Source organism: Sphingomonas sp. jy18 (assembly GCF_056931895.1).
This window is the reverse complement of record NZ_JBXPBT010000008.1, coordinates 1-13,767: the sequence shown is the minus strand read 5'-3', so window position 1 is coordinate 13,767 and position 13,767 is coordinate 1. Positions and strand designations below refer to the sequence as shown.

14 protein-coding genes are annotated in these 13,767 nt (G+C 66.1%); 3 read left to right on the top strand and 11 right to left on the bottom strand.

Going from position 1 to position 13,767, the window contains the following annotated elements; genetic code table 11:
• Positions 1 to 48: 48 nt before the first annotated feature.
• Complete coding sequence (locus AC0QC4_RS14915; RefSeq protein ID WP_483660705.1) at positions 49 to 1,020, top strand: type II secretion system F family protein; 972 nt, start codon at positions 49 to 51, stop codon at positions 1,018 to 1,020.
• Positions 1,021 to 1,036: 16 nt separating this feature from the next.
• Positions 1,037 to 2,041, top strand: coding sequence for a type II secretion system F family protein (locus AC0QC4_RS14910; protein WP_483660704.1), 1,005 nt, complete (start codon positions 1,037 to 1,039; stop codon positions 2,039 to 2,041).
• Positions 2,042 to 2,174: 133 nt separating this feature from the next.
• Here the strand turns inward: AC0QC4_RS14910 and AC0QC4_RS14905 are convergent, their stop codons facing one another.
• The 7 genes from AC0QC4_RS14905 to AC0QC4_RS14875 all read right to left on the bottom strand — a co-directional run bounded on the left by AC0QC4_RS14905 (position 2,175) and on the right by AC0QC4_RS14875 (position 8,876).
• On the bottom strand, positions 2,175 to 3,176 hold the full coding sequence (locus AC0QC4_RS14905) for a fumarylacetoacetate hydrolase family protein (RefSeq protein WP_483660703.1): 1,002 nt from the start codon (positions 3,174 to 3,176) through the stop codon (positions 2,175 to 2,177).
• 130 nt (positions 3,177 to 3,306) lie between these two features.
• Positions 3,307 to 3,885: a VOC family protein gene (locus AC0QC4_RS14900; RefSeq protein WP_483660842.1), complete on the bottom strand. Its 579-nt coding sequence runs from the start codon at positions 3,883 to 3,885 to the stop codon at positions 3,307 to 3,309.
• Between the two features lie 105 nt (positions 3,886 to 3,990).
• Positions 3,991 to 5,094: a 4-hydroxyphenylpyruvate dioxygenase gene (hppD, locus tag AC0QC4_RS14895; protein WP_483660702.1), complete on the bottom strand. Its 1,104-nt coding sequence runs from the start codon at positions 5,092 to 5,094 to the stop codon at positions 3,991 to 3,993.
• Positions 5,095 to 5,245: 151 nt separating this feature from the next.
• Positions 5,246 to 5,689, bottom strand: coding sequence for a MarR family winged helix-turn-helix transcriptional regulator (locus AC0QC4_RS14890; protein WP_483660701.1), 444 nt, complete (start codon positions 5,687 to 5,689; stop codon positions 5,246 to 5,248).
• A gap of 47 nt (positions 5,690 to 5,736) precedes the next feature.
• Complete coding sequence (gene maiA / locus AC0QC4_RS14885) at positions 5,737 to 6,375, bottom strand: maleylacetoacetate isomerase (RefSeq protein WP_483660700.1); 639 nt, start codon at positions 6,373 to 6,375, stop codon at positions 5,737 to 5,739.
• Between the two features lie 132 nt (positions 6,376 to 6,507).
• Positions 6,508 to 7,683 carry an SO2930 family diheme c-type cytochrome gene (locus AC0QC4_RS14880; protein WP_483660699.1) on the bottom strand — a complete coding sequence of 392 codons (1,176 nt, stop codon included), beginning with the start codon at positions 7,681 to 7,683 and terminating at the stop codon, positions 6,508 to 6,510.
• Entirely contained in the window at positions 7,680 to 8,876 is a 1,197-nt protein-coding gene (locus AC0QC4_RS14875; protein ID WP_483660698.1) for a parallel beta-helix domain-containing protein, read from the bottom strand. The genes AC0QC4_RS14880 and AC0QC4_RS14875 overlap by 4 nt, the downstream gene beginning before the upstream one ends.
• Positions 8,877 to 9,073: 197 nt before the next feature.
• Here AC0QC4_RS14875 and AC0QC4_RS14870 point away from each other — a divergent pair, with 197 nt between their 5' ends.
• Entirely contained in the window at positions 9,074 to 9,514 is a 441-nt protein-coding gene (locus AC0QC4_RS14870) for a DUF2147 domain-containing protein (protein WP_483660697.1), read from the top strand.
• 93 nt (positions 9,515 to 9,607) lie between these two features.
• Here AC0QC4_RS14870 and AC0QC4_RS14865 read toward each other — a convergent pair whose 3' ends face one another.
• The 4 genes from AC0QC4_RS14865 to AC0QC4_RS14850 all read right to left on the bottom strand — a co-directional run bounded on the left by AC0QC4_RS14865 (position 9,608) and on the right by AC0QC4_RS14850 (position 13,305).
• The gene (locus AC0QC4_RS14865; RefSeq protein ID WP_483660696.1) at positions 9,608 to 10,306 is read right to left on the bottom strand and encodes an aspartate/glutamate racemase family protein; all 699 of its coding nucleotides are present in this window, start codon (positions 10,304 to 10,306) and stop codon (positions 9,608 to 9,610) included.
• A gap of 19 nt (positions 10,307 to 10,325) precedes the next feature.
• Positions 10,326 to 11,792, bottom strand: coding sequence for an NAD(P)(+) transhydrogenase (Re/Si-specific) subunit beta (locus tag AC0QC4_RS14860; RefSeq protein WP_483660840.1), 1,467 nt, complete (start codon positions 11,790 to 11,792; stop codon positions 10,326 to 10,328).
• A gap of 194 nt (positions 11,793 to 11,986) precedes the next feature.
• Complete coding sequence (locus AC0QC4_RS14855; protein ID WP_483660695.1) at positions 11,987 to 12,280, bottom strand: proton-translocating transhydrogenase family protein; 294 nt, start codon at positions 12,278 to 12,280, stop codon at positions 11,987 to 11,989.
• 161 nt (positions 12,281 to 12,441) lie between these two features.
• Complete coding sequence (locus AC0QC4_RS14850; RefSeq protein WP_483660694.1) at positions 12,442 to 13,305, bottom strand: fasciclin domain-containing protein; 864 nt, start codon at positions 13,303 to 13,305, stop codon at positions 12,442 to 12,444.
• Between the last annotated feature and the right edge of the window lie 462 nt (positions 13,306 to 13,767).

Here is a 13,767-nt window from a genome sequence, read left to right as displayed (position 1 = left end):
GCGCCGGACGTCGTGCCCCGACCCCTTAGTAACGGACGATAGCGCTGCATGGACATCAGCATCATCTTGATTGCGATAGCGATACTCACGGTGCTGCTGCTGCTGTTCTTTGCCTTTGCCGGGCCCAATCCGGAAAAGGTGGCGAAAAAGCGGCTGACCGCACTGCACGACCGGCTGATGCCGTCCAACGAGGCGGTGCTGGCGGCGCAGATGCGCAAGACCATCGCCGCACGGCTGCCGAGCCAGGAGTTCGGCATCACCAAGCTGCTGCCGAACCCCGAGCAGCTCGCCCTGCGCCTGCGCCGGACCGGAAAGAAGTGGACGCTGAGCAACTACATGCTGGCCAACGGCGGCATCGCCGTGGTGGTCGCCGGGCTTGCCCTGCTGCAGGGCGCGCCGGTGCTGCTCGGCCTGCTGGGCGGGATCGCGCTGGGTTTCGGCATTCCCCACATGGTCGTGGGATCGCTGATCAAGAAGCGGGTCAAGCTGTTCAACGCGCGCTTTCCCGACGCCATCGACCTGTTGGTGCGCGGTCTGCGCTCCGGTCTGCCGGTCGCCGAGACGCTGCAGGCGGTGAGCACCGAAATCCCCGGCCCGGTGGGGGTCGAGTTCAAGCAGGTGATCGAGCGCGTGCGCATCGGCAAGAGCATGGAATCGGCGCTGCAGGACAGCGCCGACACGCTCAACACGCCGGAATTCCAGTTCTTCTGCATCACCATCGCCATCCAGCGCGAGACCGGCGGCAACCTGGCGGAAACGCTGGCCAACCTGTCTGAAGTGCTGCGCAAGCGCGCGCAGATGAAGCTGAAGATCGCGGCAATGTCGTCCGAAGCCAAGGCATCGGCCTACATCATCGGCGCGCTGCCGTTCGTGGTGTTCACGCTGATCTATTTCATGAACCCGGATTACATCTCGGGCTTCTTCACCGACGAGACATTGATCGTGACGGGACTGGGCGGCCTGGGCTGGATGGGCATCGGCGTGTTCATCATGGCCCAAATGATCAACTTCGAAATCTGATGGGACGCGTCCGACCATGAGCCTTCCCGCAGCCGAAACCCCCACCTATTACCTGCTCGGCATCGACGTCGTCTGGGCGGCGACGCTGCTCGCCGCAGTCTGCGCGACAGCGGTGATGGTCGCGGTCTACAATGTCGCGACGGTGCGCGACCCGATGCTCAAGCGCGTCAAATCGCTCAACGAGCGGCGCGAGCAGCTCAAGGCCGGCATCACCGCATCGACCGCCAAGCGGCGCGCCAAGCTGGTCAAGAAGAACGTCACCGCCAACCGCATGCGCGGCATGCTGCAGTCGATGAAGGTGCTGCAGGACGAGCAGCTCAAGGACATCCAGCAGCGCCTGGCGCAGGCGGGTATCCGCTCCAAGGACATTGCCGTCACCATCATCTTCGCGCGCATGGTGCTGCCGATCCTGGTCGGCGGGCTGGCGGCGCTTGCCATCTATGGCGTCGACCTGTTCCCCGACTGGTCGGCGCTGAAGAAGTTCGGCGGCTTTGCCGTGCCGCTGCTGGTCGCCTACAAGGCGCCCGACCTGTTCATCAACAACAAGCGCTCGAAGCGCACCAACGCGATCCGCAAGGGCATTCCCGACGCGCTCGACCTGCTGGTGATCTGCGCCGAGGCAGGCCTGACCGTCGACGCCGCCTTTGCCCGCGTCAGCCGCGAGCTGGGCAAGGCCTATCCCGAACTGGGCGAGGAATTCGCGCTGACCTCGATCGAGCTGAGCTTCCTGACCGAGCGCCGCCAGGCGCTGGAGAATTTCGCCTACCGTGTCGATCTCGACGCGGTGAAGGGCGTGGTGACGACGCTGATCCAGACCGAGAAATATGGTACGCCGCTCGCCTCCGCGCTGCGCGTGCTCTCCGCCGAATTCCGCAACGAGCGCATGATGCGCGCCGAGGAGAAGGCCGCGCGCCTCCCCGCGATCATGACCGTTCCGCTGATTCTGTTCATCCTGCCGGTGCTGTTCATCGTCATCCTCGGCCCGGCGGCCTGCGACATCAAGGAAGCGCTGGTGAAGTAAAGCTTCCTCCCCCTTGGGGGAGCGCGACCACGAAATGGTGGAGGGGCACGCGGGTGTTATGTGAAGTCACGTAACACCCGCGTGCCCCTTGACCATCCTTCGGATGGTCCCCCTCCCCGTGCCGGGGAGGACCTTATTCCACCACCTGCTCGATAACGCCGAAAATCGGGTGATGGCGGTCATCGTCCATCCAGATGCGGACGCTGTCGCCGGCTTTCAGGAACGGTGTGACCGGTGCGCCGGTGCGGATCGTTTCGATGGTGCGCACTTCGGCAAGGCAGCTGTAGCCGAGGCCGCCATCGGCGACCGGGCGGCCCGGACCGCCGTCGGCATCGCGGTTGGAGACGGTGCCCGAGCCGATGATGGTGCCCGCGCACAGGCTGCGGGTTCTGGCGGCGTGCGCGATGAGCTGGCCGAAATCGAAGGTCATGTCGACGCCGGCATCGGCGCGGCCGAGGGCTTTTCCGTTGAGATCGACGTTGAGCGTACCGTGCAGCTTGCCGCCATCCCAGCGTGCGCCGAGTGCATCGGGGGTGACGAAGACCGGGGACATGGCGCTGGCCGGCTTCGACTGGAAGAAGCCGAAGCCCTTGGCGAGTTCCCCCGGGATGAGGTTGCGCAGGGACACGTCGTTGGTCAGGCCGACCAGCAGGATGGCCCCGCGTGCCTGCTCGGCGCTGGCGCCCATCGGCACGTCGCCGGTGACGACCACGACCTCCGCCTCCATGTCGCAACCCCAGCTTTCGTCGGCGAGCGGGATGGGATCGCGGGGGCCGAGGAAGCCGTCGCTGCCGCCCTGGTACATCAGCGGATCGTGCCAGAAGCTGTCGGGCATCTCCGCCCCGCGCGCCTGCCGCACCAGCGCGACATGGTTCACATAGGCCGAGCCGTCCGCCCACTGGTAGGCGCGCGGCAACGGCGCGGCGGCGAGCCGTTCGTGGAAGCGCATCATCGGGATCGCTTCATGGTTGAGATCGGTCGCCAGCGCGCGCAGCCGCGGTTCGGCCATCGCCCAGTCATCGAGCGCGGCCTGCAGCGTGGGGGCGATATGCCCGGCATCGGCATACCAGGCGAGATCGTCCGACACGACGACGAGGCGGCCGTCGCGGCCCGATTTGAGGCTGGCGAGCTTCATTATGTTTTCTCCCGATATGCGTTTACGGTGCCACCCTAAACCGCAGCCCTGAGCTTGTCGAAGGGCGTTTCGCAGCGTCGCAAGACGCCCTTCGACAGGCTCAGGGCTGCGGGATCAGCGAACTGGAAGGCTATTCGACCAGCGAGCCTGGGTCGACGTGCAGCCATTGCGCGTGGGTGGGGGCCTGCTTGGTCTGGCTCCATTCGTCCAGCATCGGCCCGGCGACCCGTTCGAGCTCGGCATATTGCTCCGGTGTGCCGATGTTGCAGGCGAGTTCGAGGCGATGGCCGTTGGGATCGAAGAAATAGATCGAGCGGAAGATGCCGTGATAAGTGGGGCCGAGCACGTCGATGCCGAGCGCCTCGAGATGCGCCTTGGCCGCGGTCAGCGCCGCCATGTCGGGCACTTCGAAGGCGAGATGCTGCACCCAGGCGGGGGTGTTGGGGTCCCTGCCCATCTCCGGCTGGTTGGGCAGCTCGAAGAAGGCGATGACATTGCCGCCGCCGCAATCGAGGAAGACGTGCATGTAAGGATCATAGGCGCCGGTGGAGGGCACATGATCCTCGGCAAAGGCGTTGGTGTAGCGGAAGCCGAGCGTGCGCGCGTACCAGTCCACCGTCTCCTTCGCGTCGCGGCAGCGGTAGGCGACGTGGTGGATGCGGGTGACGGTGAAGGGGGGCTTTACCTGCGCCAGCGCGGCATCAACCATCAATGCATCAGCCATGTTCTATAGTCCCAATCCGTAGCCCTGAGCCTGTCGAAGGGCGTCTGTCGATATTGCAAGGCGCCCTTCGACAAGCTCAGGGCTGCGGTTCTACTCGGCCGATTCCGCCGTCTCCAGCGCCGCCCGCTGCATCTGGTCGCGCTCCATGCTCTTGAACAGCGCGGTGAAATTGCCTTCGCCGAAGCCTTCATCCTTCTTGCGCTGGATGAATTCGAAGAACACCGGGCCGATCTGCGGCTGGGCGAAAATCTGCAGCAGCAGGCGCGGGTCGCCGTCCTCGGTCGAGCCATCGAGCAGGATGCCGCGCGCCTGCAGTTCAGCGGTCGGCTCGCCATGGCCCGGCAGGCGTTCCTCCAGCATCTCGTAATAGGTCGCGGGCGGGGCCTTCATCAGCGGCACGCCATTGGCCTTGAGCCGGTCGAGACAGGCAACGAGATCGTCGCAGATCAGGGCGATATGCTGGATGCCCTCGCCGTTATAATCGCGCAGATATTCCTCGATCTGCCCGCCGCCGGCTTTGCCTTCCTCATTGAGCGGAATGCGGATCTTGCCGTCGGGCGCGGTCATCGCCTTCGATGTCAGGCCGGTATATTCGCCCTTGATGTCGAAATAGCGGATCTCGCGGAAGTTGAAGATGCGCTCGTAGAAGGCTGCCCAATGCGCCATGCGGCCGGCATAGACATTGTGGGTCAGGTGATCGATCGTCTTGAAGCCGGCACCGACCGGATTGCGGGGCACGCCGGGTTCGTAGACGAAATCGATGTCGTAGATCGACAGCGCGTCGGGGTTGTCGAGCGTCGCGTAGCGATCGACCAGATAAATGAAGGCGCCGCCGATGCCCTTGATCGCGGGGATGCGCAATTCCATCACGCCGGTGCGGCTTTCGACCGGCTCCGCCCCGCGCTCGATCGCTTCCGCATAAGCCTTGGCGGCGTCCTTCACGCGGAAGCCCATGCCGCAGGCCGAGGGGCCATGTTCGGCGGCGAAATAGGCGGCGGGGCTGCGCGGCTCGTAATTGGCGATGAGGTTGATTTCCCCCTGCCGCCACAGTTGCACATCCTTCGAGCGATGGCGCGCGACCAGGCTGAAGCCCATGGCGGTGAACACCGGTTCCAGCACGCCCTTTTGCGGGGCGGTGAATTCGACGAAATCGAAGCCGTCGAGGCCCAGCGGATTGTCGAACAGGTTGGCCATGAATCGCTCCTCATGTTCACCTCTCTGTCATTCCCGCGAAAGCGGGAATCCAGGGGCTGCTAACTCGGTGCTTTGCCGCTCCTAGATTCCCGCTTTCGCGGGAATGACAGAGAGGGAGGGCAGGCACAGGCATATTTAGTTACACTTGCAACTACATACCCGCTTCGGCCGCTGCGCGCAAGCGTGCCAACAGGTCGGTCAGCAGGCGGCGCTCGTCCTTGCTCAGCCCCTTCAATATCTCCCGCTCCATTGCCAGCGCGACGGGGGCGATCTCCGCATAGAGCGAGCGGCCGGCGTCGGTCAGCGCCAGCAGGTGCGAGCGGCCGTCGCTTTCACTGGGGGCGCGGCACACCAGCCGGCGATCGACCAGCGCGGCAGTGGCGCGGCTGACCGTGACCTTGTCCATCAGCGTCGCGCCGACGAGATCGCGCTGGGTCTGCGGCTTGCCCTGCCCCAGCACCGCCATCAGCCGCCATTCGGGAATCTTGAGCCCGAAGCGGGCCTGATATTGCCGCGCGATCCGATCCGACACCGCGTTGGAGGCGACCGATAGCTGGTAGGGCAGGAAGCCGGCGAGATCGAATTTGGTGGTCATCGACCGACCCTTAGCAGCACCTCTCCCCTTGCGGGAGAGGTGCCTTCTCACTCCACCGGCTTGACCCGGTCGGGGGCGGCCGCTGCGAAGGCCTCCAGCGCGGTGCAGTTGGCATCGCAGGCGACCAGCGTCGGAAACTCGGCGAGCGGGACTTCGTAGCGGCGGGCGTTGGCCATCTGCGGCACGAGGAAGACGTCGGCGATATTGGGCGCGTCGCCGCCGAGGAAGGGGCCGGCGCCGGCAGCCATCGCCTCGAGCGCGATGAAGCCTTCGGTCACCCAGTGGCGATACCAGCGGTCGCGGATGTCGTCGCGCAGGCCGAGGTCGTGCGAGAGATATTTGAGGATGCGCAGATTGTTGAGCGGATGGATGTCGCAGGCAATCGCCATGGTCATGGCCAGCGCACCGGCGCGGGCGACGGGCTCGTCAGGGATCAGCGGCACATCGGAATAGGTGCGGTCGAGCCAGTCGATGATCGCGAAACTCTGGGTGAAAACGAGGCCGTCGACCTCCAGCGCGGGGACGAAGCCCTGCGGGTTGAGTGCCAGATAGGCATCGCTGCGCTGTTCCCCGGCGAGCAGGCTAGTCGGCACCGCGCGGTAATCGACGCCCTTGAGGTTGAGCGCGATGCGCACGCGGTAGCTCGCGGAGGAGCGGAAATAATCGTGGAGGATGGGGTCGGTCATGCGCGGCAAGGTGGGACGGTTTGCTGGTGGGCGCAAGTGACGGGCGTCACGCGTGGGCTCGTGCGAAAAAACCGTAGCCCTGAGCCTGCCGAAGGGCGCTTTGCGGCAAATCGCCCTTCGACAGGCTCAGGGCTACGGGTTTGGTTGCGACGGCATCCCCGCTATCCACTGCTCCAGCAGGCGCACGCCCTCGTCATGCACGCTCGCCCTGCCCAGTTCGGGCATGGCGATGCCGGGATCGAGGCTGCGCAGGCGGTAGAGGAGGTAGGAGCGGTCGGGGTGGCCGGGGTCGATGGCATAGTCCAGCCCGCCGCTGCCGCGCCCGGCGGCGACCGGGCGCTTGCGGATGCCGGTGACCATGCCCTCGGCCCGCTCATATTCGAGGAACAGGCCGCTGTTGGAGGCCGAGCCACGCGGATTGTGGCAATGCGCGCAATTGACGTCGAGATAGGCGCGGGCGCGAGAGGCCAGCGGCTGGGCGGCATCGTCCCAGCGCGGCAGGCGCGGCGCGGCCCAATCGGCCCCCTCGACCAGCGGGCGATGGCTGGCGCTCAATTCCAGATTGCGCAGCTTGGGGCCGATGGGGGTGACGACTTGCGACAGCTCGTGGCAGGTCTTGCACTGGTTGCGATTGGGCACCGCATAGCTGATCGTCCGCTGCTGGCCCGATGGGGTGGTGAAGCTGACCTGCTGCCGCCCGCCGGCAAGGCGCAGGTCGGCGTCGCTGCCATCGGCGCGCCAGATATAGGGCAGCGCCACCCAGCCTTCGGCGCGGTGCAGCAGCAGGCGGGTTTCGATGGTGCGGTAGCTGCCATCGGCCTGGGGGTAGCCGAAACTCTTGATGATCGCGGCACCGACCGGAAAGCTGACCAGACCGTCGCCATTGGCCGTCATCCGCGTGCCGGGGGGGAGATAGATGAAGCGGCGCTTGTCGGCATAGTCCGAGAAAAGCGGGGTGCCGAGCGTGTAGGGGATGAGCAACGGGCTGGGACGGTCGGGGGAGCCGTCAAAGAAGCCGTAGGCGGAGAGGGTGGGCGGCAACCCTTCGGCGATGGCGGAATCAGCCACGCGGGTGCCGGTGGTGACGGCGGGGAGCGCGAGGAGGAGCGAGAGGGCGGCGAGGATGCGGGCAACAGGTCCTCCCCGGAACGGGGAGGGGGACCGCGAAGCGGTGGAGGGGTGGCGAGCGCAGCGAGCGTCTGCGGTATCGGACACGGAAGGGGCTCGCTGCGCTCGCAACCCCTCCACCATCCTTCGGATGGTCCCCCTCCCCGTTCCGGGGAGGACCTGGTGCACCCACCCCTTCATTCCTCTGCTGCCGCAGCCTCCATGCTGGCGGGCAGGACCACGGCGGGGACGCGCGGCCAGGTGGCGGGGGCGGAGAGATCGACCGGGGCGGGGCGCGCGGCTTCGCGGGGTTGCGTGAGGTCAGGCAGGTTGAGCGAGAGCGCTGCAACCGGATCGCCGATGCTGATCTGCTCGCCGGCGCCGTCCCACAGCACCGGCGGCAGCGATCCGCCGAACGCCGCCGCCATCTCTGCCCCGCCGGGCAGGCCCGGCGCAAAGCCGGTGCGGCCGTGCAGATTGTCCATGGCGCGGATGCGCATCGGCAGCGGCTGATAGCCGGGCGCGATCTCGCCATAGCGATAGCCGGTGATCATGATGTTCGAAGTGCCATTGCCTTCGAAGACATTGTCGAAAATCTCGACATCGCGGTTGGCCATGACGATCACCCCGCTGCCGGATGGCACGCTGGCGACGATATTGCCGGCGGGGGCGAAATTGGGGGTCATGTTGTTGACGACGATATTGTCGAACACGCGCACGCTGTGCCCGCCCTGCTGCGGCAGCCCGGGCAGATCGAACACCAATATGCCGCCGGTGTTGGCGGTGGCGATATTATCATGCACGTCGGCGTTGTAGCTATTCTCTATCTCGATGCCCGCGACATTCTGGACCGCGATCGAATCGCGCACGACGATGTTGCGCGACTGGCCGACATAGATGCCGGCATCCGACGCGCCGCGCACCATCGCGCCATCGATCAGCACATGCTCGCTCTCGACCGGATAGATGCCATAGGCGCCGTTGGTGGCACGCGGCTCCCCGGTCCATTCGACCTTGATGTTGAGATAGACGATGCGGTCGGCATTCTTGGACTTGATGCCGTCGCCCTTGCTGTCGCGCACGCCGAAGTCGCGCAGCACGACATCGTCGCTGGTGACCATCAGCCCTTCGCCCGCGCCCTGCTGCCCGGCGAAATCGAGGATGGTCTGCTCCATCCCCGCGCCGCGCACGGTGACGCGATCGACATCGAGGCTGAGCCCGTCGGTAAGGGTGAACACCCCTGCCCCAAGTTGCACGACATCGCCCGGCTCGGCGAGGATCAGCGCTTCCTGGATGCGGGTCTGCGCGTCGGGCCCGGCCGCGATTTCTATGGTGCGGGCGTGGGCGCCAGTCGCCAGCAGCGTGCTGGCAGCGAACAGCCAAATGCTTTTCATGCTTTCTTCTCCCCGGCGCATAGTGCCCAGGGGTGGCAGGATTGCCAAGAGATTCCGTATCGCCGGGCAGAACCATCGCCCGCAAGCAATGCGCAGTCCCCAGCCTGTCGACGCACGTCTGTCGCCAAGCGCAAGCGCCCTTCGACAAGCTCAGGACTAGGGGTTATGCGAGGGCAGTTTTTCGAGGAATCGCACCCATGAAATCGCCGATTACCGCCCCCGCCCTGCTCGCCACTGCCCTCGTCGCCCTCGCCCTGCCCGCGTCGGCGCAGCAATCGGGCGGAGACATCGGCGGGCGCTGGCGCACCGATGACGGGCGCGCAGTGATCACCATCGCACCCTGCAGCAGCGGCGGCGCGACATTGTGCGGGCGCATCACCCGCTTTCTGGTCGCCGAACCGGCCGGGGGCGCGCGCGACACCAACAATCCCGACCGATCGCTGCGCAGCCGCCCGCTGATGGGGGTGCAGGTGCTGTCCAACCTCTCACGCGAGGGACAGCGCTGGACCGGCCGCGGCTACAGCCCGGAGGAAGGCCGCCATTTCAACGCGACAGTGCGGGTGGAGAATGGCCGGCTGAACGTGCGCGGCTGCGTGGCGGTATTCTGCCGCACGGTGGTTTGGACGCGGGCCACATAGGAAATCGTCGCCCCGGGCTCGACCCGGGGCCGCTGGCAACGCGGCGCGACGCCGAAAGCGGCCCCGGATCAAGTCCGGGGCGACGGCTGTCAGCTATGGCGTGTCGCCCAATATCCAGCCCACGCCTTCCATGGCGTGCAATCTTGTCGAATCGTAGATGGGCAGGACATTTGCCTCGGTATCGACCAGCATCGAAAGTTCGGTGCTGGCGAGCGCGACGGCGTCGACGCCGCGCTGGTCCCATTTGGTGATGAGGGTACGCAGTTCGCGTTCGCTGGCCTTGTCGACCACGCCTTGCATCAGCTCGTCGTAGATGATGCGGTCGACCATCGCGATGGTTTCTTCCTCGGCCGGGATCAGCGAGACGCCGTGGCCGACGAGGCGCTGGCGGTACCAGCGTTCGCTCATGACATTGCGCGTGCCGAGCAGCGCGGCGGTGGTGACGCCGGCGGCCTGCATGGCGCGGCCGACCGGATCGACGATGTCGATCAGCGGGATGCCGACCCCCGCCTGCACCTGCGGGCCGACCTTGTACATCGAGTTGGCGCAGATCAGCAGCGCGGTGGCGCCCGCGCCTTCCAGCCTCCGGCCCGCCTCTATCAACAGGCCGGCGGCATTGGCCCATTCATTGTCGCCGTTGAGACGGCGCAGGTCGCAATAGTTGAGGCTTTCGATGACCAGCGACGCCGAGCAGGCGGGGCCGCCGCGCCGCTGCACCTCCGCATTGATCATGCGATAATAGCTTTCGGTCGCCGCCCAGCTGATGCCGCCGATCAGGCCCAGTTTGCGCATGCAAAATTCCCTATTGGCATCAATGCGCCATCGATTTGACGATGTCCTCGCACATCTTCTTGGCGTCGGCGAGCAGCATCATCGTCTGGTCCATGTAGAAGACGTCGTTGTCGACGCCGGCATAACCGACGCCGCCCATGCTGCGCTTGATGAAGAAGACGGTCTTGGCCTTGTCGACATCGAACACCGGCATGCCGTAGATGGGCGAGCTCTTGTCGGTCTTGGCCGCCGGGTTGACCACGTCGTTGGCGCCGATGATGAAGGCGACATCGGCCTGGGCGAATTCGCTGTTGATGTCCTCCAGCTCGAACACCTCGTCATAGGGGACGTTCGCTTCGGCGAGCAGCACGTTCATGTGGCCGGGCATGCGCCCCGCGACCGGGTGGATGGCATATTTGACGCTGACGCCTTCCTTCTTCAGCAGGTCCGCCATCTCGCGCAGCGCGTGCTGGGCCTGCGCCACCGCCATGCCGTAGCCGGGGACGATGATGACGCTGTCCGCCTGCTTCATCATGTAGGCGGCGTCTTCCGCCGAACCGCGCTTCCACGGGCGCTGTTCCTTGGCCTCGCCGCCCGCCGCCCCGGCTTCGGCACCGAAGCCGCCGGCGATGACGCTGATGAAGCTGCGGTTCATCGCCTTGCACATGATGTAGGACAGGATCGCGCCCGACGAGCCGACCAGCGCGCCGGTGATGATCATCGCGCTGTTGCCCAGCGTGAAGCCCATCGCCGCGGCCGCCCAGCCCGAATAGCTGTTGAGCATCGAGACGACCACCGGCATGTCCGCGCCGCCGATGGGAATGATCAGCAGGAAACCGATGACGAAGGCGAGCACGGTGATCGTCCAGAACACCCAGGGGCTCTGATCGACGGTGAAATAGGCGGTGAGGCCGAGGATCGCGGCGAGCGTGCCGAGATTGATGACATGCCGCAGCGGCAGGATGATCGGCGCGCCCGACATCTTGCCGGCGAGCTTGAGGAAGGCGATGACCGAGCCGGAGAAGGTGATCGCGCCGATGGCTGAGCCCAACGCCATTTCGACCCGGCTGGCAGGATCGATAACAAATTCGGCACCCGGCAAGTTTCCAATGATGATGTGCGGCCCTGCCTCGATCAAAATTCCGAAGGCGCCTGGGTTCAAAAAAGCGGCTGCAGCGACGGCCACGGCGGCGAGGCCGACGAGGCTGTGGAAGGCGGCAACGAGCTGCGGCATGTCCGTCATGGCGATGCGGCGGGCGGTGACGATGCCGATGATCGCGCCGATGCCGATGGCGGCGAGGATCAGGCCGATGGTCGCGACGTCCGGCTGAACTGCTGCGGTAGACGCGTCTGCGCTGATTGTCGGCACATGGGTGGCGAGCGTCGTCACCACGGCGATGGCCATGCCGATGATGCCGAACCGGTTGCCGCCCTGCGAGGTCGAAGGCGAACTCAGCCCGCGCAGCGCGAGGATGAAGAAGACGCCGGCGACGAGATAGGCAAGCATTGCCCAGGCTGGCGTGGTGTCTGCACCAGAGGAGGCGTGGGCCGGGGTCGCGAGTAGCAAGGCCAGAATAGCCGCCGTCACCCCGGACTTGATCCGGGGTCCCGCTGTCGCACTTCGCGCAGCGTGAGAACCAAGCGGGACCCCGGCTCGGGGGCCGGGGTGACGAGCGTTGGGATCAAGCAAGCCGCCCATGCTCAACGCTCCTTCTTCTTGTACATCGCCAGCATGCGCGCGGTGACCGCGAAGCCGCCGAAGATGTTGACGCTGGCCATCACCACGGCGGCAAGGCCGAGCCATTTCGCGACTTCGCCCCCTGCCCCGATCACCGGTGCGGCAGCGGCGATCAGCGCGCCGACGATGATCACCGAGGAAATCGCGTTGGTCACCGCCATCAGCGGCGTGTGCAGCGCGGGCGTGACCGACCAGACGACATAATAGCCGACGAAACAGGCCAGCACGAAAATCGACAGGATGGAGATGAAATCCATGCAAAAACCCCCTTGCCGCGACGGGGCGCAGTAACGCCCGGCCCGATTCTGCTGCTTGTGTGGCAATATAGAGCGCATCTGTCGAGCGCCCGAGCAACAAAGAAAGGCGCCCGGATTGCTCCGGACGCCTTTCCCTTGCGACCCGTCAGGCGGGATCGGGGTCAGCCGAGGCGCGGCACCAATATGCCGTTGATGACGTGCACGGTGCCGTTCGACTGGGCGTTGTCGGCGCTCGAGATATAGGCCTTGCTGTTGTTTTCACCCATCAGCACGATCTGTTCGCCTTCCAGGCTGGCGCGCAGCGTCTGGCCGGCGACGGTCTGGAGGGTGGCGGTGCCGCCGCCTGCCGTGATCTGCTCACGCAGCTGCGCGGCGGTGATGGTGCCGGGAACGACGTGGAACTTGAGGATCGTCGCCAGCGCCTCACGATAGGCTGGCTGCATCAGCTGGCTGCGCACCGGCTCCGGGATGAGCGAAAAGGCCTGATTGGTCGGTGCGAAGACGGTGAAGGGGCCGGGCTGGCCGAGCGTCGCGGTCAGTTCGGTGGCGCTGAGCGCGGTGCCGAGCGTCGAGAGATCGGCATTGGCGCCGACCGCGGCAGCGATGGTCCCCGCCGGAGCGGCAGCCTGCGCCGAGGCGGTCACGCCGGGCTGGGCATCGGTCGGCTGCTGGCCGGCGGGCTGGGTGGGGGTGGCATCGTCACTCGGCGATTCGCCTTCCCCGGTGGTGCCGGTGGTCGGTGCAGGCAGGGTGCTGTCGCCGGGCATCGCCGGATCGGCCGGCGACGGAGGATTGCCGGGCATGGTGGTGCCATCAGGGTTGGTGCCCGGCGTGGTCGGTGCGCCAGGGACGGTGGTGCCGGTGCGCGGCGTGCCATCGGGCTGGCCGGTGCCAGGGGTCTGGCTGGGCGGCATGGTGGTCGTCGGCGTGTCAGCCGGAACCGGCTGCGGCGACTGGGCGAGGGCGGGAGCGGTGGATAGGGCGAGCGCGCTGGCCGCGCCCGCCAGCAGAATGGACTTGAGCATGGATTATCTCCTTGTTGTGGCATCGCCCGCGAGCGGGTGCGGATGCACCGGGGACCTTCAACGGGCGATGGCGACACGGGGACAAAGGGCGAGCGCAGTGCGGGTTGCATGGCCGCCTGTGAATCGAGCCCGAAACGCGACGAGCCGCGCGAAAGGCGCGGAAATGCTGGGGTTTGTGAATATCTGTTCAGGAATGGACGCGCTTGGCCCGATCGTCGCGATGCGCATGGCCCGCCGTCATCTTGTCGGCCGGGGGTTGGCTGGGGTCCTGTTGTTCAATGCACGCGCCAGATAGCGGGACCCCGGCTCGGGGGCCGGGGTGACGGGGTGGGGCGGGTGGTCTGCGACAAGACTGTAGCCATGCCGCAACGGACGATTGCTATTCAAAGCCCACCGTCACCCCGGGCTTGACCCGGGGTCCCGCTTTGGCTGTGCTTGCGTCATGGCAAAGGGCGGCTGGGT